The sequence below is a fragment of the Lujinxingia vulgaris genome (assembly GCF_007997015.1).
GTDB classification, from domain to species: Bacteria; Myxococcota_A; Bradymonadia; order Bradymonadales; family Bradymonadaceae; genus Lujinxingia; species Lujinxingia vulgaris.
In genome coordinates, this window is sequence record NZ_VOSM01000001.1 from 203,622 (window position 1) to 228,229 (window position 24,608).

The 24,608-nt window shown below is 66.7% G+C and carries 20 protein-coding genes; 12 read left to right on the forward strand and 8 right to left on the reverse strand.

Annotated features, from left to right (window positions below):
- Positions 1–234 precede the first annotated feature (234 nt).
- Positions 235–966 carry a hypothetical protein gene (locus tag FRC98_RS00825; protein WP_146979413.1) on the forward strand — a complete coding sequence of 244 codons (732 nt, stop codon included), beginning with the start codon at positions 235–237 and terminating at the stop codon, positions 964–966.
- Between the two features lie 126 nt (positions 967–1,092).
- Positions 1,093–1,323 carry a hypothetical protein gene (locus tag FRC98_RS00830; RefSeq protein ID WP_146979414.1) on the forward strand — a complete coding sequence of 77 codons (231 nt, stop codon included), beginning with the start codon at positions 1,093–1,095 and terminating at the stop codon, positions 1,321–1,323.
- A 31-nt stretch (positions 1,324–1,354) separates the two neighbouring features.
- On the opposite strand, the gene FRC98_RS00835 is transcribed toward FRC98_RS00830, so the two are convergent.
- Positions 1,355–2,584: a hypothetical protein gene (locus FRC98_RS00835; protein WP_146979415.1), complete on the reverse strand. Its 1,230-nt coding sequence runs from the start codon at positions 2,582–2,584 to the stop codon at positions 1,355–1,357.
- A gap of 185 nt (positions 2,585–2,769) precedes the next feature.
- Here FRC98_RS00835 and FRC98_RS00840 point away from each other — a divergent pair, with 185 nt between their 5' ends.
- Entirely contained in the window at positions 2,770–3,729 is a 960-nt protein-coding gene (locus FRC98_RS00840; RefSeq protein WP_146979416.1) for a hypothetical protein, read from the forward strand.
- 105 nt (positions 3,730–3,834) lie between these two features.
- On the opposite strand, the gene FRC98_RS00845 is transcribed toward FRC98_RS00840, so the two are convergent.
- Positions 3,835–4,692, reverse strand: a complete 858-nt coding sequence (locus FRC98_RS00845; RefSeq protein ID WP_230467143.1) for an alpha/beta fold hydrolase — start codon at positions 4,690–4,692, stop codon at positions 3,835–3,837.
- A 289-nt stretch (positions 4,693–4,981) separates the two neighbouring features.
- Between FRC98_RS00845 and FRC98_RS00850 the strand changes: the two genes are divergently transcribed.
- From FRC98_RS00850 to FRC98_RS00865, 4 genes are all read left to right on the forward strand, one after another.
- On the forward strand, positions 4,982–5,875 hold the full coding sequence (locus FRC98_RS00850) for a hypothetical protein (protein ID WP_146979418.1): 894 nt from the start codon (positions 4,982–4,984) through the stop codon (positions 5,873–5,875).
- A 29-nt stretch (positions 5,876–5,904) separates the two neighbouring features.
- Positions 5,905–6,444: a polyhydroxyalkanoate synthesis regulator DNA-binding domain-containing protein gene (locus FRC98_RS00855; RefSeq protein ID WP_146979419.1), complete on the forward strand. Its 540-nt coding sequence runs from the start codon at positions 5,905–5,907 to the stop codon at positions 6,442–6,444.
- Between the two features lie 108 nt (positions 6,445–6,552).
- Positions 6,553–7,950, forward strand: a complete 1,398-nt coding sequence (locus tag FRC98_RS00860) for a zinc-ribbon domain-containing protein (protein ID WP_146979420.1) — start codon at positions 6,553–6,555, stop codon at positions 7,948–7,950.
- Positions 7,951–7,953: 3 nt separating this feature from the next.
- On the forward strand, positions 7,954–8,793 hold the full coding sequence (locus FRC98_RS00865) for a hypothetical protein (RefSeq protein WP_146979421.1): 840 nt from the start codon (positions 7,954–7,956) through the stop codon (positions 8,791–8,793).
- 106 nt (positions 8,794–8,899) lie between these two features.
- Here the strand turns inward: FRC98_RS00865 and FRC98_RS00870 are convergent, their stop codons facing one another.
- Both FRC98_RS00870 and FRC98_RS00875 read right to left on the reverse strand, forming a co-directional pair.
- Positions 8,900–10,276 carry a phosphomannomutase/phosphoglucomutase gene (locus FRC98_RS00870; RefSeq protein WP_146979422.1) on the reverse strand — a complete coding sequence of 459 codons (1,377 nt, stop codon included), beginning with the start codon at positions 10,274–10,276 and terminating at the stop codon, positions 8,900–8,902.
- 148 nt (positions 10,277–10,424) lie between these two features.
- A complete protein-coding gene (locus tag FRC98_RS00875; protein ID WP_146979423.1) occupies positions 10,425–11,198 on the reverse strand; it encodes a hypothetical protein in 774 nt (257 codons plus the stop codon).
- A 159-nt stretch (positions 11,199–11,357) separates the two neighbouring features.
- Here FRC98_RS00875 and FRC98_RS00880 point away from each other — a divergent pair, with 159 nt between their 5' ends.
- Positions 11,358–13,217, forward strand: coding sequence for a hypothetical protein (locus FRC98_RS00880; RefSeq protein WP_146979424.1), 1,860 nt, complete (start codon positions 11,358–11,360; stop codon positions 13,215–13,217).
- Between the two features lie 13 nt (positions 13,218–13,230).
- Here FRC98_RS00880 and FRC98_RS00885 read toward each other — a convergent pair whose 3' ends face one another.
- On the reverse strand, positions 13,231–15,624 hold the full coding sequence (locus FRC98_RS00885) for a transglycosylase domain-containing protein (protein WP_146979425.1): 2,394 nt from the start codon (positions 15,622–15,624) through the stop codon (positions 13,231–13,233).
- Positions 15,624–17,066, reverse strand: coding sequence for a hypothetical protein (locus FRC98_RS00890; protein WP_146979426.1), 1,443 nt, complete (start codon positions 17,064–17,066; stop codon positions 15,624–15,626). Before FRC98_RS00890 ends, FRC98_RS00885 begins: the two co-directional genes overlap by 1 nt.
- A gap of 172 nt (positions 17,067–17,238) precedes the next feature.
- Between FRC98_RS00890 and FRC98_RS00895 the strand changes: the two genes are divergently transcribed.
- The 4 genes from FRC98_RS00895 (at position 17,239) to FRC98_RS00910 (ending at position 20,841) form a co-directional block, all read left to right on the forward strand.
- The gene (locus FRC98_RS00895) at positions 17,239–18,198 is read left to right on the forward strand and encodes a bifunctional riboflavin kinase/FAD synthetase (RefSeq protein ID WP_146979427.1); all 960 of its coding nucleotides are present in this window, start codon (positions 17,239–17,241) and stop codon (positions 18,196–18,198) included.
- Positions 18,191–18,652: a PaaI family thioesterase gene (locus tag FRC98_RS00900; protein WP_230467144.1), complete on the forward strand. Its 462-nt coding sequence runs from the start codon at positions 18,191–18,193 to the stop codon at positions 18,650–18,652. The genes FRC98_RS00895 and FRC98_RS00900 overlap by 8 nt, the downstream gene beginning before the upstream one ends.
- A 169-nt stretch (positions 18,653–18,821) precedes the next feature.
- Positions 18,822–19,889 carry a DUF3078 domain-containing protein gene (locus tag FRC98_RS00905; protein WP_230467145.1) on the forward strand — a complete coding sequence of 356 codons (1,068 nt, stop codon included), beginning with the start codon at positions 18,822–18,824 and terminating at the stop codon, positions 19,887–19,889.
- Positions 19,890–19,893: 4 nt separating this feature from the next.
- Complete coding sequence (locus FRC98_RS00910) at positions 19,894–20,841, forward strand: CPBP family intramembrane glutamic endopeptidase (protein ID WP_146979430.1); 948 nt, start codon at positions 19,894–19,896, stop codon at positions 20,839–20,841.
- A gap of 805 nt (positions 20,842–21,646) precedes the next feature.
- Here FRC98_RS00910 and FRC98_RS00915 read toward each other — a convergent pair.
- Together FRC98_RS00915 and FRC98_RS21195 are read right to left on the reverse strand one after the other, a co-directional pair.
- Positions 21,647–22,156: a GNAT family N-acetyltransferase gene (locus tag FRC98_RS00915; protein ID WP_146979431.1), complete on the reverse strand. Its 510-nt coding sequence runs from the start codon at positions 22,154–22,156 to the stop codon at positions 21,647–21,649.
- Between the two features lie 78 nt (positions 22,157–22,234).
- The gene (locus FRC98_RS21195) at positions 22,235–24,583 is read right to left on the reverse strand and encodes an FG-GAP repeat domain-containing protein (RefSeq protein WP_230467146.1); all 2,349 of its coding nucleotides are present in this window, start codon (positions 24,581–24,583) and stop codon (positions 22,235–22,237) included.
- Positions 24,584–24,608: the final 25 nt, after the last annotated feature.

Here is a 24,608-nt window from a genome sequence, read left to right on the forward strand (position 1 = left end):
TTTTCGGGCTGATCCGCCCCCGGACGTCGGGGCAGTGAGGCTTGAGTAAGGGCAAATAAGGCCCCCTGCGCTGCGGCGCAGGGGGCGTTTTTTTTGGAAATTTTGAGGGTAGGACGCAAAGGCGGGCGCCGGGCTGCGACAACAAGGGTACGAGGCCCGGTGTGGGCGTCGGGGGCGGCCGAGGGGCGGCCCTGGAGAGCGCTATTTTTTCAGATATGGTTCGGGGAGCGGGCGATGTCCCGCGATGCCCATAAGGAGGGGATGATGCGTATGCTTTTGAATGTAGGTGGATGTGGGTTTGTGTGGGTGATGATGTTGGGTGGGGCGATGCTCTGTGCGGGGTGTGGGGGGAGTGATGAGGTTGCGGCGGCGGCCTCGTGGCGGGGGGATGTGATTCCGGTCGAGGAGGTGTCGGAGAGCCCGGGAGGTGGGAAGGGGGATGGAGGGGCGTCGCCCCTGGCGAGTGAGGGTGGAGGTGCCAGCGCTGCGGAGGGGCAGGAGGAAGCAACGCATGAGGAGGAGGGGGCGGTCGAGGAGGTGTCGGTGCGTGATGAGCGTGCGCATCGCTGTCGGGTGACGTGTTTTAAGGTGATGTGGTGCCAGGAGAGCTCGGAGGCGATGGTCTCGTGTGTGGAGATGTGCGAGCTGGAGGAGGAGAGCGGGGCGGTGAAGGAGCCGGTGGTGCGCTGTCTGGAGGGGGCCGAGACCTGCCGGGAGGTGGATCGATGCCACCGGCGGTTGGAGATCTGCGACGAGGTGTGCGGGGCGAAGCATCACTGCGGGCAGTGGGATGATACGCGGGGGGATTGCCACCTGTGGTGCGCCGAGGAGGTGTGGTCGGGGCGGCTGACCTGGGAGAATCACGGATGTGTGACGGAGCAGGCCCGCGGGATGCGCTGCGACGCGCTGGATGTGGAGCGCTGCGGACTTCGGGAGGTGGAGGAGGGGAAGGTGTACGGGGGATGAAGGTGCGCGCGGCGAGTGTTGGAGGAGGTTGACCGGGGCGCGCAGCCGCGTAGGGTGTGCGCGATCGGGGCGCCGGCGGTGGTCGGTGCCCCGGTGGTGGACTTCTTTTACGAGTGAGATTGAGACGTGAAGTTACGAAAGCCTGGCAACACGACGTATAACCTCTTGCACGGGCTGCCGCTGGTGTTGCTGGCGCTGGGGCTGATCTTCGGGGTGCATATGGGCTACCAGGTGGCGGTGGGGGAGCGGGAGGCCGACGCGGGGCTGGCGATCGCGGGCTTCATCCTGGTGTATTTTGCCTACCGGGCGCACTTTTCGATGCAGATGCTCTTTGTGAAAGACGAGGCGAAGGGCTGAAGCTCGATGTGAGGAGGGGGGCGCCGGGAGGTCAGCCGTGAGCGGGGGCGTTGAGGGCCTTTAGGATGGCGTCTCGGAGCTCGATGAGGCGTTCGGTCAGCGAGGGGGCGTCGTCGGGGGCGTTGCGCCAGCGGTCGAGGAGGCCTTCGCGGGCCACAAGCGCGGTGTCGCCGTGGCGGACCAGGCGAGCACGCTGGAGAACTTCGAGGAGCTCATGGGCCTTTAAGGGGCGGCAGTCTTCGGCCTGATCGCGGCAGTGAGGGACGCGGTCGGCCGGGGTCAGGTCGAGGGTGGTGGCCAGATCATTGAGCGCGTCGATCAGGGGGCCGAGCTCCTGGCCGCGCCACCAAAGGCGCACACCGTACATGTCGTCGGTGAGGGTGAAGGTGTGGCGGCCAGCGCGGTCGCATGAGGTGAGCATGGCCATGATCATGGCGACGTAGGGGTTGCAGGTGACGATGAGGGTGGCCAGCTCGGGGCTTTGTTTTGAGGCCAGCGCCAGGGTGTTGGGGTTGAGGGGGATGGAGCCAAACCAGCGCGCGGGTTGGTCGGGGACATCGTAGGAGGCGCGACTCCAGCGTTTCTGAGGCAGAGGTTCGTTGCGCAGAAAGAGAAGGAGCTGGGCGGGGATGCCGATCCAGATGGCGGTGCGTGAGGAGAACTTGCGGGCGCTAAACGCGCTCAGAAAACTCTGGCCTTCAAAGGAGAGTGCGGCGTGGGATTGGGGCAGGGGCTGGCCGGTGGTCCAGTCGAAGTCCTGGCGGTGGTAGGCGTAGCCGAGCATGGCGGCCAGGGCGGAGGCGCGGCGCTCGACGGTGGCCGGCGCGAGCTTTGTGTGGGCAGTGATGGCGCGGCGACAGGCCTCGCGGGTGGCGGCCGGTTCGGGGGTGTCGGCGAGCTCGGCGCGTTTGAGCTGGTGGACGGTGCGCACGAGCTGGCGGGAGAAGAGGGCGTTGGCGAAGATGCGCGGTCTTGCCGGCGGGCTCAGCGCAAATCGTTGTCCCTCCGCGCTCAACCCCCACTCGCCGCCTCCCTCGATGGTGGCCAAGCCAAGCCAGCGGGAGAAGTCGGCGTAGTAGCGTGCGGTGCGCGGGTCGACCTCCATGGCCTCGGCGATGGCGCTGAGCTCGTGGATGCCTTTGTGGAGCTGGTCGATGAGCGCCAGGAAGGTGGCCAGGTTGTTGGCCTGGGGAGCCTCGGAGATGGCGTCGAGAAGATCGAGCTGGGGCTTCTCGGAGATGTCGTCGAAGGTGTCGTTCATCGCACTACTCTAGCGCAGAAGGGGACCGGAGGCGACGCCCGCGTTTTGCATGGGCGGGGGCTGTGTTATGGTCCGCGCCGAAACCGCCGCCGGCGCCACCCTGCAGCCCAGTGAGGCTTAACGTTGAGGCGCAACCGGCATGAGACGACTGACCACGACTGAAACACAAGCATGGGAGCGACCCGATGCCTACAACCCAGAAGATGATCACCGTGACGTTGATGGCCTGCGCGCTGTGGGGATGCAGCAAGACCGAGGCGCGGGTGCTCAATGTGGTGACGCACGAGATTGAGAAGTGCCGCGCGTCGGAAGACACCTTTTACGAGGTTAAGCTCCACGGCGATGAGACCTACGAGGTGCTGACGCAGACCTGTCATGAGGCGATCTCGGAGGTTGAGATGGCCAGCGAGTGGCGCGGCAAGGTGACGACCGGGCCGGTGTCGTGGATGGCCGGTGAGGATAAGGCGACGCGCGCGTTTGTGCTGAGCAACGTGGAGTGGCCCGAGCTGGATCGCGCCATGCGGATGGCTAACAACCCGGAGGCCAACGCGAAGTCGCTGGCCGAGGCCGAGAAGAGCTTTGCGGCGGCGCAGGCCGAGTACCCGAAGAGCGGTTGGGTGCGTCTGGCGCGCCTGGACAACCTGCTGAAGTTGCGTGAGGAGACGCGCTCGGGCACCGAGGCGCCGGAGACGCTGGGTGAGGAGGCTTCCGCGGTGATCGAGGAGATCGACGCCTGGGCCAAAGAAAGCGGGGAGGGCGAAGTCGCCGCTGAGGCTCGCCTCAAGGCCATCGCGTATTACGAGCGTTATATCACCCGTCAGGAGGGGGCGCTGGAGTCGTTGGGGTCGCGCACGCCCTGGTTTGAGGCGGCGATCGAGCAGGCTAAAAAAGATGGTGATACCGAGACGGTGGAGGAGTACTCCAAGGAGCTTGAGGAGCGTCTGGCGCGGGAGCCGGCTGAGCGTGAGGCGCTGGAGGTGCGGCTGCATCGGCTCAAAGAGCTTCGCTGTGAGCAGACCACGGCGTTGAGTGTGAGCGGCGTGGAGGATAACGCGCTGCGAGAGACGATCAGCTCAAAGCTCTCGGCGATCACCTGCCCGGTGCCGGCGCGGGTGGCGGCCGATGCCGAGGGCGCGGCGGAGTAAGCCGACTTCGCACAAGCTGAGCTTGCGTTGAGGATGTTGGTCTCAACGTATCGACCCGTCACGTGTTGTGGCGGGTCGATGTCTTTTGGGGGGAGGGCGCGGGGGTTATCGGGTGAGGAAGTCGGCCAGGGCGCGGTTGAACTCCAGGGGGGCGTCTTCCATGGGGCTGTGGCCGCAGCCTTCAAAGATGTGAAGGCGGGCGTCGGGGATGTCGCGGTGGAGGCGGTGGGCGGTGTCGAGGGGGAGGAGGTGATCGCGGTCGCCCCAGAGCAGAAGGGTGGGCAGCGCGATGGTGTGACCACCGGCGCTGCGGTCACCGGCGGCGACGATGTCGCTGGCGAGTTTGAGCATGAACTTCAGGCGCGCCGGATCTTTAAGAGGGGTCAGGTAGGCGTCGAGCTCGGGGAGGGACATGCGCGCACGGCGCCACTGCATGGGTTCAAGCAGGCGGATGCCCAGGCGGTTCATGCCCAGGCTCGCCACGGAGGTGGGCAGCGCCTTGATGAGGGGGGCTGTGCGCGGGGAGGTGCGAAGTTTAAGTCCGGGGCTGACCAGGCTTAAGGACTGCAGGCGGGGCTCGGGGCTTTGGCGGGCGTGCAGAAAGCTCAGGGTGGCGCCCAGGGAGTGACCGACCAGGTGGATGCGTGGGGCATCGATGGCGTCGAGGAGGGCCTGGAGCCAGTCGGAGAGGGCGTCGATGGTCGGGGGAATGCGGGGGGAGCGAAAGGTCCGGTCGAAGCCGTGGCCGGGCAGGTCGGCGACAATGACGCGGAAGTTTTCAGCGGCCGGCGAGATCGCCAGGCGAAACGCCATGGCGTGGGCCATGATGCCGTGGAGAAAGACCACCGTGTCGGGGCCCTGGCCGCACTCCCACCAGTGGAAGGGGAGGTTCTGGAATGGCGAGGGGGTGTAGACCGAGCGCAGCGCGGCGGGGGCGGAGGCGGGGATCCAGGCGTTGATCATGGCAAGAATCGGGGGCGAAGGGGGAGAAGTGACGCCGAAGCCTGGCGAGAGCATAGCGGCGAACGGGCAAAGGGAAAGGAAAAGCGCGAGCGGCCATCGCGCGGCAGGTGGTGATGGCGTTGACGGTAGAGGAAAGGGGGGGCGACTTGACGCTCCACACCCCCCTTGATAGAACCGCCAGACGTATTGGAAGTGACCCAGGCTGCACCGGCAGCGATGGCCTCAAGTGAGGGGCTGCGCTGCGAAATGACTGAGCATGCTGCGCCGTCGGGCTGTTGGAGGTTGGTGGATGAGTGCATGGAAACGCCGAGTAGTGAGTCTGTGGAGCGCGCTCAGTGTCTTGACGCTGGCGGCGCCCGCGATGGCCGGCAGCAATGACCTGGAGCTGTCGCGCTTTGCGACCTTCAATGACACCACGGATGAGTCTGGGTGCACGGAGACCTGCGGGTTTGCCGAGCCTGATGATCAGCTCTTCTACGACCTCTCGCGAGATCTGGGGCAGGTGATGGCGCCGCGTTTTGTGGCGCCCTCCGAGACGCTGGGGCAGGCGGGCTTTGCGGTGATGTTTATGGGGAGCCTCTCGGCGATCCCTCATAACGAGCGGCACTGGCAGGAAGGTGTGCGCGACCGCAACCCGGAGTCCACGCTCTTTACCGGGCATTTGCAGGTGCGAAAGGGGCTCCCCTTCTCGTTCGAGGTGGCCGGCAACCTGGGCTACCTCTACGACAGCGAGATGTTCACGATGGGGGCCGATGTGCGCTGGGCGCTCAACGAGGGGTTTTATTATTTCCCCGACGTGGGTGTGCGCGGCACGGTCAACACGGTGGTGGGCGCGCGTGAGCTCAACATGGTCAACGTGGGGTGGGACGTCTCCGCCTCGAAGTCCTTTGCGCTGGGCGGGGTGATGGCGCTGACGCCTTATGTGGGCTTTCAGCAGCTTTATGTGATCAGCTCCAGCCGGGTGCTCAACGCGTATCCGGAAGATCCGCGGCCGCCGCAGTTTAATCCGGACAGCCCCGGCCAGGTGTTTGCGCCGGAGTTTGTGTTTAGCCAGGAGCAGATCCAGATCAATCGATTCCTGGGCGGGCTTCGCATGCACGTGTGGATCTTGAACTTCACGTTGGAAGCGGTCTTTTCGGATACGGTTCAGCAGTATACGTTTGCGGGCGGAGTGGACTTCTAAACTGCGACCCGTCAGCAAGGCTTGAAGGCATGCCAAAGCTCGTAAAGCGCTACGCGAACCGAAAGCTCTACGATACCGAATCGAGCACGTACATCACCCTGGAGAACATCGAAGAGATGGTTCGAGAGGGGGAGGATGTGCGCATCATCGACAACTCCACGGGGGAAGATATTACCAGCGCGACGCTGGCGCATATCGTGCTCGATCAGCAGCGGGCTAACCCGGCGTTTCCGGTCTCGGTGCTGCGGGGGATCATTCAGTCGGGGGAGGAGTTTTTTGCCCGGCTGCAGTGGCCGGTGACGCAGTTTCGCGATGAGTTTAGGCGTCGGGCCGAGGCGTTGGAGGAGGGGGGCAAGGCGATCCGGGAGTTTGTCGACGGGACGCAGCGCTCGCTCGACGATATGCAGCGTCGGCTCGATGATCGCTTTCGCGACGCGGTCGACCAGCTCACGCACCTGCCGGAGATGCAGCGCGAGATCGATGAGCTCAAAGAGACGGTCGAGGATCTCGAAGATCGGCTGGTGCGCCTGGAGGCGATGGCTGCGCAGGAGCGTCAGAACTCGAAGTAGAACGATGCACGACGAAGGGGGGTTGGTGGCGCGAGTGTTTCGCGCTAGATTGGGGGCCGAAGTTGGGGCCTAAGTCCGCAAGATAAAACGAGAAACCGAGGCGTGGCGATGATCATCCGGTGTCCCGAGTGTTCGACAGGATTCAACCTCCCCGACGAGCGGGTCAACGAGAAGGGCGTCAAGCTGCGCTGCTCTCGTTGCAGCCATGTCTTTCGCGTGCGAGCGGGGGAGGGCGACGACGTGGAGATCTTTTATCAGGATGAGGATAACGCCGAGGAGGGCGCTGAGGTGACGTCGTCGGAAGATGTGGGAGAGAAGAAGTTGAAGTTGCCGGCCAGGGGCGGGCTTAGTCTGGGCGGCTCGTCGAGCGCCAACCCCTTTCCGAGCGCGGGCCTGAGCCTGAAGCCGAAGAAGGCCAGCGCGCCGGGTGGGGATGATGCGTTTGAGGGGGCGTTTGATGAGCCCTCGGAGGCCGAAGAGATGGAGGAGGCCGAGGCGCCGGCAACACCAGCGGCGAAGTTCGGTCCGCCTCCGGGGGTGAAGGTGGCCGGGGCACCTCCGACGGCGGCTGCGGCGCCGGCGGCGGAAGCACCGGTGGACGACGCGGGGCCGATACTCGGGAATGGCAGCTCCGCGTTTGGCGACCCTTCGGAGTTTGTGGACGACTCGTTCGGGGCGGACGGGCCTTATTTTGATCCGAACACCGGCAAGGTGGAGTCGCCGGTGGCCCCGGCTGGCCCGGGGGCCGCTGGACCTCCGGCGGGAGCCCGTCGCCCGGGTGCTCCGGCCGCGCGTGGGGCAGCGCCGGCGGCGGCTGCAGCGCCGGCTCCTGTGGCGGCGGCCCCGGCGAATTTTGACGACATCGACGATCTTGAGCCGCATCGCATCGGCGGGAGCGGGGGCTCGAAGGTGGTCACGCTGCTTTTGATCGTATGCCTGGTCGCGATGGGTTTTCTGGGCACGGTGGCGGCGCTCAACGGCGGCTTTTTGGACTTCAAGCAGTTCGGTCAGATGATCGAGGTGGCGTTTGGCGACGGGGAGTACACCCCGCGGGAGGCGTGGGCCAAACCCACGCAGACCACGATCATTCAGGCGCCCGAAGATCCCCTTGTGGTGGAGAGCGTGTACGGCCAGCTGGTCGATGTGGGGCGCAGCGATAAGGTGCTGGTGGTGCGCGGGTTTGTGCGCAGCTACGCCGAGGAGTCCTTCCATAACGTGAAGCTGCGCGCGACGGTCTCGAGCGCCGAGGGGCGTCCGCTGCGCGAGGTCAACGGGGTGGCGGGTGTCGATGTGAGCGCCGCCGAGGTCGCCGGGCAGAAGAGCGTGGAAGATGCGCGCGGGCTGGTTGAGGGTGGCGGTCAGTCGCTGAGCCCGAAGAGCGTGGTGCCCTTTACGCTGGTCGTCGACGAGGTGCCGCAGACGGTGCTTGACGGGGGCAGTTTCGGGCTGAAGGTCTCGGTGATGGATCAGGCCGGCGGTGGTGCGCCGGTGGCCGCTGGCGAGTGAGTGATGTCGGATTCCTCCCAGGAAGAAGAGCTCGGGGAAGAGCCGCCGGCGGCGTCGGGTGAAGTTCCCGACCCGCTGGCGGCAGCTTATGAAGCCATGGTGCGTCACGCCGTCGGTCTGCCGGAGATCCCGATGCGGGCCGCCGCGCTCGCTGAGCGTCTGGAGGCGCTGGAGCCCGATGAGGCGGTGTGGTGCCTCGACCAGCTGATTCGCGGTGCGCTCTGGGGTGATGCCGACGCGATGGAGGCCATGCTGGCGGCGTCTTTCTGGCTGGTGACGGTCGATGTGGACGCGAAGTACGCGACGCTGAAGGCGCTGTTTGAGGCGGCCTATCAGGCGGAGCGGGCGTCGGTGGTGGCGCTGTTGCGCGACGCCCCGCCGGTGCGGGCGCTGGCCAGTGGGCGGAGGTTGCCGGAGGTGCGGCTGCCGCTGGATCGGGAGATCACGCTGGGTGAGCGGCGGATGATGGCCAGCGGGCAGGACCGGCGGCTTTTGGAGCGCCTGGTGATGGATCCGAGCCCGCTTGTGATCGGCAAACTTCTGTCCAACCCGCATACCCGCACGCGCGATGTGCTGGTGATCGCGGCACGACGCCCGACGACGCCCGATCTCTTGTGGGAGGTGGCCCGGCACCCGGCCTGGTGGCGGCGCCTGGAGGTGCGGGAGGCCCTGGCACGTAATCCCTTTGGGAACACCGGCATGGCGCTGAAGGTGTTGCCCACGTTGCCGCTGAAGATGTTGAGGCAGGTGGCCGGAAGCGGGGAGCTGCACGAGCTTGTGCAAGAGTTCGCCGCGCTGCTGGTGAAGTTGCGCGAGGAGCGCACCGCGCCCTGGCGGGTCTGAAGGCTCGCGCCGCGTCGGAAAAGACGTCGAATTATTAAGACGCAAAGAGCCTCCCGGAATGGCCGGGAGGCTCTTTGTTTATGCGACGTCTCGTGTGCCTGTGCGTTTACTGAGCGAGCTGGCGCTTGGCGTCGGCGACGGCGTCGTCGAGGAGCTTGAGGTAGGCGTCGCGGGTCTCGGGGGAGTTGCCCTCGGCGCGCATCACGAGCACGGGCTGGGTGTTGCTGGCACGGACCAGGCCCCAGCCGTGGGGGAATTTGACGCGCACGCCGTCGATGGTGTTGGTCTCAAACTCGGTGGAGAAGTGCTGGGCGACCAGGCCCGGGACGCGGAACTTGAGCTGCTCGGAGCAGTCGCGGCGGATCTCGGGGGTGACGTGGGTTTGGGGCACGTCGGCCAGGAGCTCGCTTAAGGTCTTGTCGGTGTTGGAGAGGATCTCGGCCAGGCGGCAGGTGGCGTAGAGCGCATCGTCAAAGCCGAAGAAGCGATCGTTGAAGAAGATATGACCGCTCATCTCGCCGGCCAGGTGCGCGTTGGTCTCCTGGATTTTGGCTTTGATGAGGCTGTGGCCCACCCGGGCCATCACCGGCTCACCACCATGCGCCTTAATATCATCGAAGAGGGTCTGTGAGCACTTCACCTCGCCGATGATCGTGGCGCCGGGGTTGTCTTTGAGGACCTGGCGGGCAAAGAGGATCATGAGGCGGTCGCCCCAGATGATCTGGCCTTTTTCGTCGACGACGCCGATGCGGTCGCCGTCGCCGTCGTAGGCCACGCCGAAGTCGCAGCCGAGCGTTTTGACGCGATCGATGAGGTCGACGAGGTTCTCGGGGACGGTGGGGTCGGGGTGGTGGTTGGGGAAGGTGCCGTCGGGCTCGGAGTAGAGCTCTTCGACGCGGGCGTTGATGGCGTCGCGCAGAAGTTCGGGGGCGATGATGCCGGCGACGCCGTTTCCGGAGTCGACGGCGATGTGGAGCTTGCGCTGGCCCATGTTGATGTTGTCGCGGACCCACTCGACGTAGTTTTTGCGAAGATCGGGCATGGCCGAGCAGCTCAAGTCGTCGCCGGAGGTGAAGTCGCGGGCTTCGATGAGGCGACGCAGCTCCTGGATGGTGTCTCCGTGGAGGGTTTCTTTGCCGATCATCATCTTAAAGCCGTTGTACTCCCCGGGGTTGTGGCTGCCGGTGATTTGCACGGCGCCGTGGAACTCGGAGGTGACGGCGGCGAAGTAGACCAGCGGGGTGGGCACTACGCCCAGGCTGACGACGTGGGCGCCGGCCTCGCGCATGCCGCGCTGGAGCGCGTCGAAGATGCGATCGGAGGAGCGGCGCGCGTCGCGGCCGACGCCGATGCGCGGGGCGCTCTGGGTGCGGCGAGTGACCATGGTGGCGAAAGCGCGTCCGATGTCGCAGACGAGGTCGTCGTTTAGATCGGTGTCGGCGATGCCACGGATGTCGTAAGCGCGAAAGATCTCGGCGTTCATGAAGGCTCCGTCGTCGGGAGGGCGAAGGTGAGCGGCGCAGACGTCGAGGCCGGTGTGAATAAAAGAGAGCGGCCCGAAGCTAAGCGCGGCAAAACGTTTAGCAAGGCCGGATGTAGCACCACGGTGGCGCGGGGGGCAAGTTTGGGGATCAGGGGTTGCGGTCGGGGCGGATCTCGAGATCGAAGGTGCGCCAGCGGGCGGGCAGGCAGAGGAGCTCATCGCTGAGTTCGAGGCGAAGCCAGAAGCGTACGGAGGGGTCGTCGAGGAGCTCGAGGGCGGGGAGGTTGGGGAGCTCGAAGGTGAGGTCGAGGCGGTGGGCGCTGGCGCGTGTGCGGGTGGAGGGTTGAGGGGGGCGGCGCCCCAGGGAGAGTTCGGCCGGAGCGCCGGCGTCGGGGCGAGTGGCGATGAGGGAGATGGCGCAGAGGTGGGGCAGAAGGCCGAGTTTTTGGGCGGTGCCGCGCTCCTCGATGGCGCAGAGGAGGTTGAGGGTGCTGTGGCCACGGGTGAGCGATGCGCCGGCGACCAGGCGTCGCTGGGGAAGATCGCGGGCCTGGGCCGGCAGCGTGGTGCGGGCGTCGGCGGGGCGAAGTTCGGGGGGCAGGGCGCCGCGGTCGGGGAAGGCCAGCCAGCCCGGATCACCGGGGCTTCCTGTGACGCGGATGGCCACCGGATCGTCGCCCTGCATCATGGAGTAGCCGATGACGGCGTGCTGGCGGGTGAGGCCGGCTTCAATGCGCGCGACGAGTTTTTTCGCGGCGTCTTCGGCCTCAAAGCGCTGCAGGTAGATCTGGCGGTCGAGGGTGCCAACGCGCAGGATTGTGTGGCCGTCGGTGGCGATGACCTCCGGGAAGCGCTGGCCGTCGGGGCCGCGGTGGGTGCGCCAGAGGAGGAAGGGAAGATCGGTGGGTGATGGTGCGGTCAAGGTGGGCCCCTGGAAGTGAGAGTGTGGCGGGTAGGGGAGTGTAATGGCAGCGGCGATGCGATGCCAGCAGCGAGGGTTGTTTTGACCCGGAAGAGATGGTGGTCCACCATGGCTGGCGAGTCGACGTGGCGGTTCTCAAAAGACGTTGAGGGAGTAGCGATGAAGTTGAAGACGACAGGGATGTTGGTGGCGCTGGTGGTGGCGGGGATGTGGGGGTGTGAGACGCCGCGCAGCGGTGAGGGGAGCGAGGAGGGGGAGAAGGGGGCAGAAGTTCAGGAGCAGAGCGGGTCCGGGGAGGAGCTTGTACTGCAGGCGGCGGCGTTGCGCGACCGGGGCTTCGAGGTGCCGGTGACAATCGAAGCGGCCGAGGCGGTCGCCGGGCGACCGGCCTTGCCGGGGGCGGTGGAGGCGGAGCGGGCGCGGATCTCAACGGGGCTTTACGGCGATGCGGGGGCGTTGAGGCTGGAGGCGGATCGGAGCCGTTCGCGGGCCTCGGCCGTACTTTCGGAAGATGGTTTGCGGGTGCAGCAGGTGGGGGAGGGGGCTTCTTCGCAGTGGGCGGCGGCGGTTGCCGCGAGCCGGGCGCTGGAGGAGGAGGTCTTCGGGGCGATGGCGCCGGCGCAGACGGTGGATGGGTGGCTTGCGCGGGAGGTGGTGCTGGGGGCGGGGCCGATGTTTGCGGCGACGCTGGCCCTGGCGCAGGCGCAGCAGATGAAGGTGGATGCGGCGCTGATGGCAAGGCGGCCCGATCTTGTGGAGCGGGTCGAGGGGGTGGGGACGTTGCTCAAGGGTGAGGGGAATGGTTTGGGGGCGGCGGTGACCCGGGAGGCGCTGGCGCTGGGCGCGGCGCTCTACCGTGCCCGAGGTTGGGCGGGGGTGGAGTGGGGGCGGGTTGAGGGGGCCGCTCGGAGCGTGGAGGTGGTGCGACCGGATCGGTGGTTGGCCGGCGACGGGGTGGCGACCTGGCAGTGGCCCGAGGCGTTTGAGGAAGTGCAGGAGGCGCGTGGTTGGGAGGAGGTCGCCCGCGGGGAGGTGGGGCCGCTTCTGACGAGCGTGTGGTTGGAGGAGGTGCTGCCGGCCAGTGAGGCGCGCTCGATCTTCGGGGCGTGGTTGGCCGACAGCTACCGGGTCTATGAGGAGCCGGGGGAGGCCGGGCAGGCCTTTGTGTGGTTGACCGCCTGGCGTACGCCTCATGAGGCGCAGCAGGTGGCCGGGGCTTTGGAGCAGGCGCTGCTGGCGACGTTGGGGCGGGATGCGCGCGCCGGGCGGATGCGCGTGGCGGTGCAGGGGCTCAACGTGGCGCTGACGAGCTATGAGAGCGCTCAGGATCCGCAGCTTCTCGATGATGAGATCAAGGCGCTGGCCGGGGCGGCGGTGGCGTTTTTGCCCGAAGATCCGGCGCCGATGACCTTTGTGCCCACGACCTACGAGCGTTACGTGGAGGCGGCCCGGGAGGCGACGCTTGAGGACTCCACGTGGATCGATCCGGCGGCGGGCTGGCAGATGTCGCTGGGGGCGTTTGATGCGTGGAAGGTCCAGAAGAGCGATGAGGTGCACGTGCGCTGGTTTGCGACCCATGAAGACGGCGCGCTTGTGCAGTGGACGACCGAGCTTGTCGATCCGCTGGGGCCAACGTTTGGCGAGGAGGGGTATGTGAGCCAGCTCAAAGCAGCGTTCGCGAGCTCGGTGGTGGGGTCCTCGCCGCAGGTTGTGGTCTCGCAGGGGGAGGAGGGCCCGCGGGTGCTGCTCTCGGCAGCCGGAGAGGTGGATGGGGAGGCGACAGAGCTGCGCCTGTGGCAGTGGGAGCGTGGGGAGGTGATCGTCTCGTACAGCGTGCAGGAGCCGGGCAGCGGGTTCGGGGAGCGGCTGGGGGAGGCGCAGACGGCGCTGGAGACGCTTGAGGTGTACGGTGAGCCCCTTGTGGCGGCGTCGCGGGAGGTTGAGGTTGAGGCCGGGCAGGAGGGCGTCGACCACCGTGATGAGGCGCAGGGGATACTTGAGTTTCGGGTGGAGGAGTGAGACTCGCTACAGCCTAGCGAATCGCATCAAGGCGCAGAATCTGGCGGGATGCGCGGGTGGGGGCGAAGTCGCCCGGAGCGGTGCCCGGCACGAATAGGTAGGGCTGGCCGGGTTCGCCGGGCCGGGCGCGCAGGCCGGTGTCAGGGTCGATGAGGACTTCGTCGAGGGGGATGTTGCGCTCGGGCCAGGTGATGGCGGGGTTTTCGAGGTGGGGGTAGAGGTCGGCCAGGATGGGGAGGGCTGTGCGGCCGCCGTGTTCGCCGCGGCCCAGGGGTTCGGTGTTTTTGTCGCTGCCGACCCAGACCACGAAGGTGTGGTGGGGATCGGCGGCGGCGATCCAGGCGTCGAATTCGTTGGTGGTTCCGGTTTTGGCGATCAGGGGCCAGCCGTCGGGGAGGTCTGAGGCGGTGCCGCGGGTGGCGACCTGCGTGAGCGCGTGATGCAGCAGGGCGTTGGCGCGGGGGCCCAGGGCCTGCTCGGGAGGGTTGAGGGGGGCGGCGATGCGGGAGAGGCGCGCCGGGGCGGAGGCTGTGAGGGAGGTGAAGTGGCCGCGGTCGTTGATGCGGCCGCTTTTGAGGTCGACGATGCGGTCGATGCTGCGGCTGGAGGTGGTCAGGCCGCCGCGGGCGACGCTTGCGTGGGTGCGGGCCATGTCGGGGAGGGTGACGCAGCTTGCGCCCAGGGCCAGTGAGGCGGTGGGGTCGAGCTCGGCGGTGACGCCCATCTTTCGGGCGCGGTTGATGAGCGCGGGGGCTCCCAGGCGCTCGTAGAGGTGTACGGCGGGGATGTTGCGGCTTGCGACCAGGGCGTCGAGGGCGGTGATGGTGCCTTTGAAGTCGGCGTCGGCGTTGCGGGGCTCCCATCCTCGAGGCTGGCCGCGGGTTTCCACGGTGGTGGGGATGTCGCGTAGGGGGCTTGCCAGGGTGAGGGAGCCGGAGAGGGCTTCGGCGAAGAGGATGGTTTTAAACAGACTTCCGGGCTGGCGGCAGGCGCGCGTGGCGCGGTTAAAGGCGCTGCGATCGAGGCGGTGGCTGCCGACGCTGGCGAGGATGTCGCCGCTGGTGTGGTCGAGAAGGAGCAGGGCGCCTTCGGCGCGGGGGGCGGCGTGAAGCTGCCAGGGGGCGTCGGGGCTCAGGCGGTGGATAATGACGAGATCGCCGGGGTGGAGGAGGTTCAGGTAGGCGTGTGGGTCGCGTGGCGCGTCGGTGCGGGGATTGATGCCGCCGAGCCAGCGGAGCTCGTCTGCGGGGAGGGTGAGCTCACCCCGGGGGGCGTGCAGGAGGATGCCGCGGCGGTCGACGGTGCGGACGAGCGCCGGGGTAACTCGAGTCGCGGCGTTGAGACCCTCGAAGAGGTGCGCGGGAGTGGGGGCGTTGGGGTTGGCGTGTGGGGCGTCTTTTAAACGTGCAACCGGGCCAGGAAAACCCTGGCGGCGGGCGTGGGCTTCGACGCCCTCTTGCAAGGCCTGACGGGCCAGGGCCTGCAGGGCGGGGCGGTGGGTGGTGACGATGCGCTGTGCGGCCTCATTCCAGTCGGTGTCGGGGTGGTGTTCGGCGACGTGCTGTAGGGCGTCGGCGTGGGCTTCGGGAAGTCGCAGGGCTGGCGAGGTCTCGGTGGTCGGGAGGCCCCCGAAGTCCAGAGGGGCTGCGACTTCGCGCTGGTAGGTGGCCGCATCGATGACGCCGATGTCATGGAGGCGGCGCAGCACGCGGTTTCGTTTCTGGGTGGCGATCTCGGGGGAGGCCACCGGGTTGTAGTTGCTGGGGGCGGGCAGGATGCCGGCGAGCATGGCCATCTGACCCGGGGTGAGGTTGTGGGGGGAGGTGTGGAAGTAGCGGTGGCTTGCGGCGGTGATGCCCCAGGCCTGCTGGCCGAAATAGACGTTGCGAAGGTAGGCCGCGAGGATCTCGGGCTTGGTGTAGTGGGCCTCGAGCTGGCGGGCGAGGAGGAGTTCCTGGATTTTGCGGTGGGTGGTCTTCTGCCGGTCCAGGAAATGTTTGGCGACCTGCTGGGTGATGGTGCTTGCGCCCTGCACGACTTCGCCAGCGCGCAGGTTGACGAGGGCGGCGCGGGCGATGGAGCGGGGGTTGTAGCCGCGGTGTGCGAAGAAGTCTTCGTCTTCGGCGGCGAGTACGGTGGTGATGAGCAGGGGGGGCAGATCGTCGTAGGTGGTGGGGAGGGGGGGCGCAGGCGAAGTGATGGGCCAGGCGTCGGCGGTGGTGATGTGGCCGGGGAGCTCGGGGTGCCAGGCGTTGAGGTCGGGCAGCGGGGGGAGGTTGGCGTGGGCGCGGGCGCTGAGCCGGGAGAGCCAGAGCGCGAGCGCGAAACTGGCGAGCAGGGCCAGCATGAAGGTGTAGAGGAGCGCGCGCTTGAGGGTCGAGCGCCAGGCCGGGGGCGTACGCTTCATCAGAAGCTCATGCCGGCGCCCAGGCCGATGTTCCAGAGGCGCACGGTTTCAAAGACGCCGTCGTCGCGCAGCTGCCAGAGGCCGCCGTACTGGGCGTGGGCGTAGAGGGGCCCCCAGAGGCCGAGGCGGCCTTCGGCGACGGTGAGGGCGCCGTCGAGCTCAAAGAGGCCGTCGGCGACGCCTTCGGAGGCGGGGGCGTCGAGCTGCGCTTTGTAATAGAAGGCGCCGAGCTGCAGGCGACTGGCGAGCTGGAGGGCGGCGCGGGTGCGCAGGGCGGCGTTGCCGGGGCCCTGGGCGTCTTCATAGGCGGCGCTCAGGGTCAGGATGCCGGCCAGGCGGGCCTGGATCCAGGCCTGGGCGCCGTGGCGGGTGGCGGGGTCGGTGGAGCGAGCCACACGAAGTTTGGGGCCGGCCAGCCCGGGCTCGGTGGGGGAGAGGGTCTGGAAGCGGGAGACTTCGTAGAGAGGGTCGATGTATTCGGGGAGGTAGCGGTCGGTGAGACGGCGGTACTCCACGCGCGCGGAGAGCTCGACGGGGTCGGCGATGTTCTGGCGCCAGAGCAGGCCGGCGTGCAGGCCGCTTCCCAGGCCGAGGTGGGTGTTGAGGTCGAGGTAGGGGGTGATGGAGAGGCGCGCGCGCTCGACGAGGTTAAAGCGGGCGTCGAGGCCGAGCAGGGTGGTGGGTTGGGAGCTTTCGACCAGGGGCTCTCGGGTGGGGCCGGCCAGGGCTGTGCCGTCGGGGTTGCGCTGAAGGTCGGTCGGAGCTCGGAGGTCGGTGACCAGGGTGGCGCCGAGCTGGAGGCGGTCCAGTGCGCGGGGGGCGCTCTCGATGAGTGTGGTGGGGCGCAGGTGGGCGCGGATTCCTAAGAGGTTGGGGCTGACGAGGTTGTTGGCCAGAAGTTCAACGCCGGCGCGCTTTAAGTCGAGGTGCGCGCGCAGGCCCAGGCGGTAGTGGTCGGTGGTGATGACGTTGTAATAGCCGCCGATGATGGTGCCGTTTCCGAGCGAGGCGCCGCCGAGCTCCCCGAGGCGTACGTAGAGCGGGTCGTTGAGGGTGCCGTACTCCAGGCGTCGGATGATGCGCAGGTAGTCGGAGAGCTCCAGCCAGTCTTCTTCGCGCAGGAGGGCGTCTTGCTCGGGGGCGCGGTCGGCCAGGCGCAGGCGCAGGGGGACTTGCAGTCCGGCGTGGAAGAGCGCGGAGCAGGTGCCGCCGCCTTCGCAGAGGGGCGCGGGCAGGGGCTTGATGAAGGTGAGGCGCGGGGTGAGGTTGAGGAAGATGTCTTCGGCGATGGGGCCGACGCCGGCCTCGGCCGAGAGCATGATCACCGCGGCGTCGGCGCTCTTCGCGTCCTCGTTGGCCTGGGCGCTGGCCCGGGGGGAGAAGGCCAGCAGGCTAAGGCCTGCCAGGAGGGTGGTGAGGGTGCGGTGCCGCAACCAAAGCATAGAGGGGCCCATGGCGAGTTCATCAACAGAGATCCGGCAGGCAGCCTAGCGCGAGGCGTCGGGCGGGACAACCGGGGTGGGGAGCGGCGGGCTTGTCGGGGCGCAGGTGGATCATTACACTCCGCGCGATCCTGCGGCCTATGAAGGGCCGCCATCGACCGGTGAGCAGAAGATGACGCGAGTGTACACGACGATCGAGGAGGCCGGCGCCGAGCTGGAGCGCTCGGTGGTGACGATAGGCAACTTTGATGGGATGCACCGCGGGCATCAGGCCATCTTTGCGCAGGTCAAGGAGCAGGCCGCGCAGCTGGGGGCGACGCCGGTGGCGATGACCTTTGATCCGCATCCGGTGGCGTTCTTCAGGCCGGAGGCAGCGCCCGCAAAACTCAGCGTGGCGCCGCAGAAGTACGCGCTGATGGGGAGCTACGGGGTGGAGGCGGTGGTGGCGCTGCGCTTTGATAAGGCGCTGGCCTCGATGAGTCCGCAGGCGTTTATCGAAGAGGTGCTTGTCGAGGGGCTGGGGGCGGTGGAGGTGGTGGTCGGCGAAGATTTTCGTTTCGGGCATCAGCGCGAGGGGACGACGGAGCTTTTGAGGGAGCAGGGGGAGCGTTTCGGGCTGAAGGTGGTGGTGCCGAAGCTCGTGGAGGTGGAGGGGGAGGTTGTCAGCTCGACGCGGGTGCGCGCGCTGGTGGCTTCGGGAGAGCTTGAGGCTGTGCGCCGTCTGCTGGGGCGGCCTCATCGGCTGGCTGGCGAGGTGGTGCATGGGGAGGCGCGGGGGAGGGCGTTGGGGTTTCCGACGGCGAACCTGGAGGTGGCCGAGGGCATGGCCCTGCCGCCGGACGGGGTGTATGCCACGCGCCTTGCCGTGGGCGGCGCCGGTGGGGGCTGGCAAGCGATCACCAATATCGGGACGCGACCGACCTTTGGGGGCGGGGCGCGCACGGTGGAGACCTTTGTGTTGGAGGAGGGGGTGGAGGAAGAGCTCGACCTCTACGGGGAGGAGGTGATGCTCTCGCTTTATCGTCATGTGCGCCCGGAGATGAAGTTTGAGTCGCCTGCGGCGCTTGTGGCGCAGATTCAAGACGATGTGGCGCAGGTGCGCGCCTATTTTGAGGAGGGCGGCGATGCCTGATCCCGATGTTCTGAAGCGCTTTGCTTCCGAGGAGCACAGCGAGGCGACGTGGCGGTCGATGTGGCAGGAGCTTCGCCGCGGCACCGCGCTGGAGGTGCACGAGGTGGAGCTTATCGCGGTGGATGACGAGGGTATTACGCTCTCGATGGCGATGGGGCCGCACGCCTTGCAGCCTTTCGGGCTTTTGCACGGGGGCATCAGCATGCTGCTGGGGGAGTCGGCAGCGAGTATGCATGCATGCTGGAAGCTGGACCTGACGAAGCGTGTGCCGGTGGGCATTGAGATCAACGGCTCGCATATGCGCAGCGCTACCGAGGGGGTGATCGTGACGCGGGGGCGAGTGCTGCGAAAGAGCCGCACGTTGATTCACCATGAGGTTGAGATCGTGCAGGCTGAGAGTGGGAAGACGCTCTCGGTGATTCGGGTCACGAATCTCTTTAAGGCGATCGCCTGAGTTTGTCGGGGGATGGGGGGCGTTGGTGGCAGAGCGAGTTGCCAGGGGGGGGCGTCTTGTTCTCTGCGATGTTGTGTCTAAGCTGGCGGCCGAGTACGTGCCGGGCCCGTTGCCGGGCTGCGTGATGAGTCTGTTGTTCGCTCCGGGCGTTTTACGAACGGAGCTGTGTGTGAATGAACATGTCGTTCAACCTGAAGTGGAGAAGTCGATGTTGAAGTTGCAGAAGTTGGGCGTTGCGCTGGGTAGTGGTCTGGCGGTGATGGCGATGGCAAACGGGGCGTTTGCGCAGGATGCGGATGCGCCGCAGTACGTGGGGCAGGAGGCGCTCGATGTGAACGAGCAGCCGCAGGGGTTCAGTGGCAACCTGGGTGTGGAGGCCAGCTTCAACCTTGTCTCCAACCAGAATGTGATCGGTCAGAACGAAGGCACGTCCTTTTTGCTGGGTGGGGCGGTCAACGGCGGACTCGATTATTTTTCGGGCAAGCATCAGTGGCGCAACACGCTTGGCTACAACACGAGCTGGGCGCGCACGCCGGTGCTCCAGGAGTTCGTGAAGAACAACGATAAGCTGGAGCTGGAGAGTATTTATAACTACCTGCTCAACGACTGGATCGGTCCGTATGCGCGTGCGAGCGCCGAGACGAGCTGGTTTGCCACGGAGCTGGTGAGCGCGGAGCCCACCGGATATCTGATCACGCGCGAAGATGGCACGGTGGACGGGGAGGTGACCGATCGTCTGCGCGTGGCCGACCCGCTCACTCCGCTCAACCTCTTCCAGTCTGCCGGTGTGGCGCTGGAGCCGGTGCGTCAGGAGGCGGTTCGCGCCACGCTTCGGGTGGGCTTTGGTGCCCGTGAGGCGCTGGCCGCCGGCGTGCTCGTGGTCCAGGACGACGATGCGACCGCCGATGTGGAGCTCGTGGAGTTGAGCAACGCGTACCAGGCCGGTGCTGAGGCGTTCATCGGGGTGGAGGGTAAGTTCCCCGAGCAGCGCGTGGACTACCGGGTGGGGGCCACAGCGCTTGTGCCCTTCTTGAACAATGATGACGAAGATCGCTCCCCCTTTGAGCTGACGCGTATCGGGATGACCGGAAAGGTGCGCGTGGCGATTGTGGACTGGATGGGGCTGACCTACAGCCTGATGGTGTTGAGCGATCCGCAGCTGCTCGATGAGACGCAGGTCCAGAACAGCGTGCTGCTGACCTTTAACTACACGCTGATCGACACCGCCGAGGAGTAAAGCTGTGGGAGAAGAGCGCGCTGCGGTTTCGGGTGAAGGGGGGGCGTTGAGGCGCTATCTGGTGTGGACCTTTATCGCTTGCTGGGGATGGGCCGGCGCGTTCTATCTGGGAGGGGTGGAGTTTGGCGGGGCGATGGGGCTTCTCATCGCCCTGCCTTATATGCTGATCCCGGCGATCGTGGCGATGGTGGTGGACCGCCGTGCGGGTCGGCGAGTACGGGAGAGTCTGGCGATTCGGCTCAAGATTAATCGGTGGTGGCTTGTGGGCTGGGGGTTGCCGGTGGTGCTGGCTTTTGCGGCGCTTTTTGCGGCGCTTTTGATCCCCGGGGTGGGGTTTGATGCGGGGCTGGGGGGCATGCTGGAGACGCTGGGGCGCGTGTTGCCGCCGGATGAGGTGGCGAAGGCCGAGCAGGCGCTGGAGCGTTTTCCGCCGCTGCTCTTTTTGCTGATTCAGCTGGCGCAGGGATTGGTGGCCGGGGCGACGATCAACGCGGTGTTTGCGTTTGGGGAGGAGGCGGGATGGCGCGGGTTGATGCTGCGGGAGCTGGCGCCGATGGGGTTCTGGAAGAGCGCGCTGGTGATCGGGGCGGTGTGGGGCGTGTGGCATGCGCCTTTGATTTTGCAGGGGCATAATTACCCGGAGCATCCGGTGCTCGGGGTGGGGATGATGACGCTGTGGTGCGTGCTGCTCTCTCCGCTCTTTAGCTGGGTGACGGTCAAGGCGGGGTCGGTGCTGATGGCGGCGGTGATGCACGGGACGCTGAATGCGACCTTTGCGTTTTCGTTTCTCTATCTCGATCGCACGATTCCGCTGGTGACGGGGCTCAACGGGCTTGTGGGGATGGGGGTGTTGGTGGTGGCCAACGTGCTCTTATGGCGAGTGGAGCGGCCGGAGCTCGATGTTACGATGTGGTCTTCGGGGGCGGGGCGTGAAGGTCGGCGCGTGGAGTAGCGGATCTTGGTAGCGAGAACGGCAGGTCGGCGCGTGGAGTAGCGGATCTCGGTAGCGAGAACGGCAGGTCGGCGCGTGGAGTAGCGGATCTTGGTAGCGAGAACGGCAGGTCGGCGCGTGGAGTAGCGGATCTCGGTAGCGAGAACGGCAGGTCGGCGCGTGGAGTAGCGGATCTCGGTAGCGAGAACGGCAGGTCGGCGCGTGGAGTAGCGGATCTCGGTAGCGAGAACGGCAGGTCGGCGCGTGGAGTAGCGGATCCTGGTAGCGAGAACGGCAGGTCAACGCGTGGAGTAGCGGATCTTGGTAGCGAGAACGGCAGGTCAACGCGTGGAGTAGCGGATCTTGGTAGCGAGAACGGCAGGTCGGGCGCCCGAGTAGCGGATCTTGGTAGCGAGAAGCGGAGGTCGGGTATCCGAGTAGCGGATCTTGGTAGCGAGAAGCCAAGGTCGGGCGTCTGAGTAGCGGATCTCGGTAGCGAGAAGCCGAGGTCGGGCATCCGAGTAGCGGATCTCGCCAGCGAGAAGCGGAGGTCGGGGGTCCGAGTAGCGCTTCTCGCCAGCGAGAAATGCACTTAGTCGAGCCAAACATCATTTCTTGCTGGCAAGAAATGATGTTTGGAATGTTATGTTTGCTGTCATTATGTGGAAAGCGGCATCTGTCGGAGGGGAGGCCGTGCTGGCCCTTCGCCACGTCAGCCAGGTCTTTCACCATGCGCGTGGCCCCGGGCCGCACGCTACCTGGCTCCAACGACGCCCGCACCGAGCTCGCCGCCAACGCTCTCCCCGAGCGCTACATTATCAGGCGATCAGCTCACCGCACCCTTTCCTACGCGGCGCTCCATGAAGAGGGCTCCCTCATCGTAGCCTACCGCGGGGCGGATCGGGCAGAACCCCTGTTTTTCCCAGAAGGGCGCGGCGTCTTGCACGGCGACCAAGGTGATAAGGTCAAAGCCATGGGCGATGGCCGCGTCTACCAGCGCGCTGATAAGCGCGGAGGCGATGCCACGGCCACTGTGGGCGGGGTCTACCGCCACGTCGTGCAGGTGAAGGGCGTCGGCGCGCTCCGGCAGCGCGGTGAGAACGCGAGCGAGACCGGGGCTCTCTTGTGAGGGCCAGGGGTGCGCCAGCAGGTAGGCCGCGAGGCGACCGGGGGCGTCGGCCGGGGCGCCGAAACAGAACTCCGGGGCCAGCGTAATCTTTGAGAGCAGCGCGGCGGTGGGTTCCTGGAGTCCGTCGCCGTAGGCCAGGCGTTGGAGGCGGTCGAGCTCCGGGGCATCGCTCGGGTGGAGAGGGCGAAGGGAAGGTGTCGATGTCATTTTGAACCTCGTTGCGGACAAAAAAATACCGGCCCCTTAAAGGGGCCGGTGTCGGGCAACAGTTACCCCTTCGTTGGGTCAGCCCGGGACGGGCGCGCATACGCCGTTGTTGAGGCAGTAGTAGTTCTCAGGGCATTGGTCGCTGGAGGTGCATTTGCAGCCGACGGTCGCGCGCAGCTCGTTGTTCTCTTCGTTGCACTCGCGGAAGCTGCGCTGGCCGGTGCCGTCATCGTTGATGCGGGCGATGACCTCCATGTGCTGGCCGTCGCCGGCGGAGATGGGGGCGTCGTACCAGTCGTAGGTGAACTCAAGGCGGGAGCCCGGGGCCATCAGGTCGTCGGAGAGGACGACGTCGATGAGCGTCTCCTGGTCGCCTTCGACCAGGTAGAGGGCGACGGGGAGGCCTTCGATGACACCGCGGCTTCCCTGGTTGGAGGCGATGAAGGTCAGGGTGACGTGGTCTTCTTTGCAGACGCCGCCGCCCTGGCTGACGACCAGGTCGGGGGCGTTGAAGAGGCCTTCGCCCTGGACGTTCTGGCGGTAGTTGTTGAGGTAGTCACGGCGCCAGTTGTCGATGCGGCCGGAGGGAATGGCGCCGGGGCGGTTGACGGTGCCCGGGCAGAGCGCGTCGTCGATGCCGTCGCAGACGTTGGTGACGCTGTAGGCGTGCTGGTTCCAGACGGGGCGAGTGGCGACCCAGCGGTTCTCAATGTCGCGGATGACGCGGACGCCGTTGGAGGCGCCGCCGAGCTCTTCAAAACGCGGCCAGTACTGTGCGCAGCGGGTGCCGACGCCGGAGTAGTCGTTGGAGATGACGACGATCTCGGCGTGGTAGTCGGCGTCGACGTCGACGATGACCGGGAGCTCGCGGGTGGTGCCGCTGGTGTTGGCGATCTGGAAGAAGATGTCGGTGGAGCCGTCGGGGTTGCCTTCGCCGTCGTAGACGCGAAGGAAGCATTCGTCGCCGTAGACCACCTCGGCTTTGCCGTCGCCCTGGAAGTCGAAGACCGAGGAGCCGGTCACTTTGCTGGAGAAGTCCTGGGAGGGGAGCTTCCACATCAGCTCCCCGCGCTCGTTGAAGACGACATAGAAGCACGGGCCGGCGGTGGAGATGTTGGGTAGGCCATCGCCGTTAAAGTCGGCGATGGTGGGGGGGCCGGAGCCGCTGGTGGTGCATTCTGCGGTGGAGTAATGGGGGTGGCCTTCGGTGGGCATGGGAGCAAGCCAGATGCGCTGGCCGGTGAGGCCGTCGTGGAGTTTGACGGAGTCGCCGACGTTTCCGGTGACGACGGCGACCTCGGGGAGGCCGTCGAAGTTGCCGTAGTCGAAGGTGCCGCCGACCATCTGGCCGAAGTCAGCCACCGCGGGGAAGCCGCCGACGCCGTCGTCGTAGGTCCAGAAGGTAGGGCATTCGGCGGTGGTATCGGAGGTGCGGTTGAAGCTGAAGGCGCCGCCGGCGGCGACGACCTCCAGGTTGCCGGTGCCGTCGAGGTCTGCGACCAGGGTGTTTTTGGGCGCGCCGCCAACCTCGGTGTTGACGCAGAGCTGCGCGCCGGTGATGCCGTCGAAGACGCGGTTGGCGCCGACGACCTCAATGCGGCCGTCGTGGTCGAGGTCGACGAGGTAAGCGCTGTCCCAGCTCATGGAGAAGCTTCCGGTGCGCCACATCTCGGTAAACCCTGTGGTGTGGTCGTCGAAGGCAATCAGCCCGCTGCCGCCGCTGAGGACGGCGACCATCTCGTTGCGACCGTCGCGATCGATATCACCGACGGCGACCGAGGCGGCGCCGGAGACGCGCACCGAAGGGTCGGTGAGATCGAAGACGGGCTCGTAGGTGCGCCCGTTGACCGCGCGCAGGATGCCGTCGGAGGTGTACTGGCTGCCGGCGAAGGTGGAGAAGATGATCTCGGGGATGTTGTCGCCGGTGATGTCGACGACAGCCGGGGTCATCATGATCTGTTTGTGCGTGGGGACCGGGGTGTTTTCGTCGGCCTGCCAGGCCACGTCGACCACCGGGTCAAAGACGTCGCCTTCGGGCTGGTAGATGCAGGCGTCGCCCAGGTCGGGGAGGCAGCGCTCCAGGGTGGGCTCGCAGAAGTTGCCCTCGGGGCAGTCCAGGGTGTTTTCGCAGGCGTCGCCCGGGGTGACGCAGCCGCCGGCCAGGCAGAGCTGATCGGGGGCGCAGCAGTCCTCGTTGCAGATCTGGAGGGCGGGGCATTGGGGCGCGGCGTCGGGGGTGTCGGCGTCGGTGCCACCGTCGGAGGAGGGATCGGTGTCGGGGAGGGTCGCGTCGAGTGAGGTGTCGCCCTCAAAGACATCGCGATCGTCGCCGGGGCCGGTCAGGCCGCCGGTGTCTGCGCAGTCGCCGCAGCCGGAGAGGGCCAGAGCCAGAAAGGCCACTTTCAAAGGGAGTGAGAGCGTGCGCATGCAAGACCTCGACGTGAGCAGGAAA

Coding starts and splice junctions, on each gene's coding strand:
- FRC98_RS00915 (WP_146979431.1), bottom strand. CDS start 22,156: ATGACATCGACACCTTCCCTTCGCCCTCTCCACCCGAGCGATGCCCCG.
- FRC98_RS00895 (WP_146979427.1), top strand. CDS start 17,239: ATGACGCGAGTGTACACGACGATCGAGGAGGCCGGCGCCGAGCTGGAG.
- FRC98_RS00850 (WP_146979418.1), top strand. CDS start 4,982: ATGAGTGCATGGAAACGCCGAGTAGTGAGTCTGTGGAGCGCGCTCAGT.
- FRC98_RS00855 (WP_146979419.1), top strand. CDS start 5,905: ATGCCAAAGCTCGTAAAGCGCTACGCGAACCGAAAGCTCTACGATACC.
- FRC98_RS00900 (WP_230467144.1), top strand. CDS start 18,191: ATGCCTGATCCCGATGTTCTGAAGCGCTTTGCTTCCGAGGAGCACAGC.
- FRC98_RS00890 (WP_146979426.1), bottom strand. CDS start 17,066: ATGCTTTGGTTGCGGCACCGCACCCTCACCACCCTCCTGGCAGGCCTT.
- FRC98_RS00880 (WP_146979424.1), top strand. CDS start 11,358: ATGAAGTTGAAGACGACAGGGATGTTGGTGGCGCTGGTGGTGGCGGGG.
- FRC98_RS00870 (WP_146979422.1), bottom strand. CDS start 10,276: ATGAACGCCGAGATCTTTCGCGCTTACGACATCCGTGGCATCGCCGAC.
- FRC98_RS00825 (WP_146979413.1), top strand. CDS start 235: ATGTCCCGCGATGCCCATAAGGAGGGGATGATGCGTATGCTTTTGAAT.
- FRC98_RS21195 (WP_230467146.1), bottom strand. CDS start 24,583: ATGCGCACGCTCTCACTCCCTTTGAAAGTGGCCTTTCTGGCTCTGGCC.
- FRC98_RS00885 (WP_146979425.1), bottom strand. CDS start 15,624: ATGAAGCGTACGCCCCCGGCCTGGCGCTCGACCCTCAAGCGCGCGCTC.
- FRC98_RS00860 (WP_146979420.1), top strand. CDS start 6,553: ATGATCATCCGGTGTCCCGAGTGTTCGACAGGATTCAACCTCCCCGAC.
- FRC98_RS00845 (WP_230467143.1), bottom strand. CDS start 4,692: ATGATCAACGCCTGGATCCCCGCCTCCGCCCCCGCCGCGCTGCGCTCG.
- FRC98_RS00835 (WP_146979415.1), bottom strand. CDS start 2,584: ATGAACGACACCTTCGACGACATCTCCGAGAAGCCCCAGCTCGATCTT.
- FRC98_RS00840 (WP_146979416.1), top strand. CDS start 2,770: ATGCCTACAACCCAGAAGATGATCACCGTGACGTTGATGGCCTGCGCG.
- FRC98_RS00865 (WP_146979421.1), top strand. CDS start 7,954: ATGTCGGATTCCTCCCAGGAAGAAGAGCTCGGGGAAGAGCCGCCGGCG.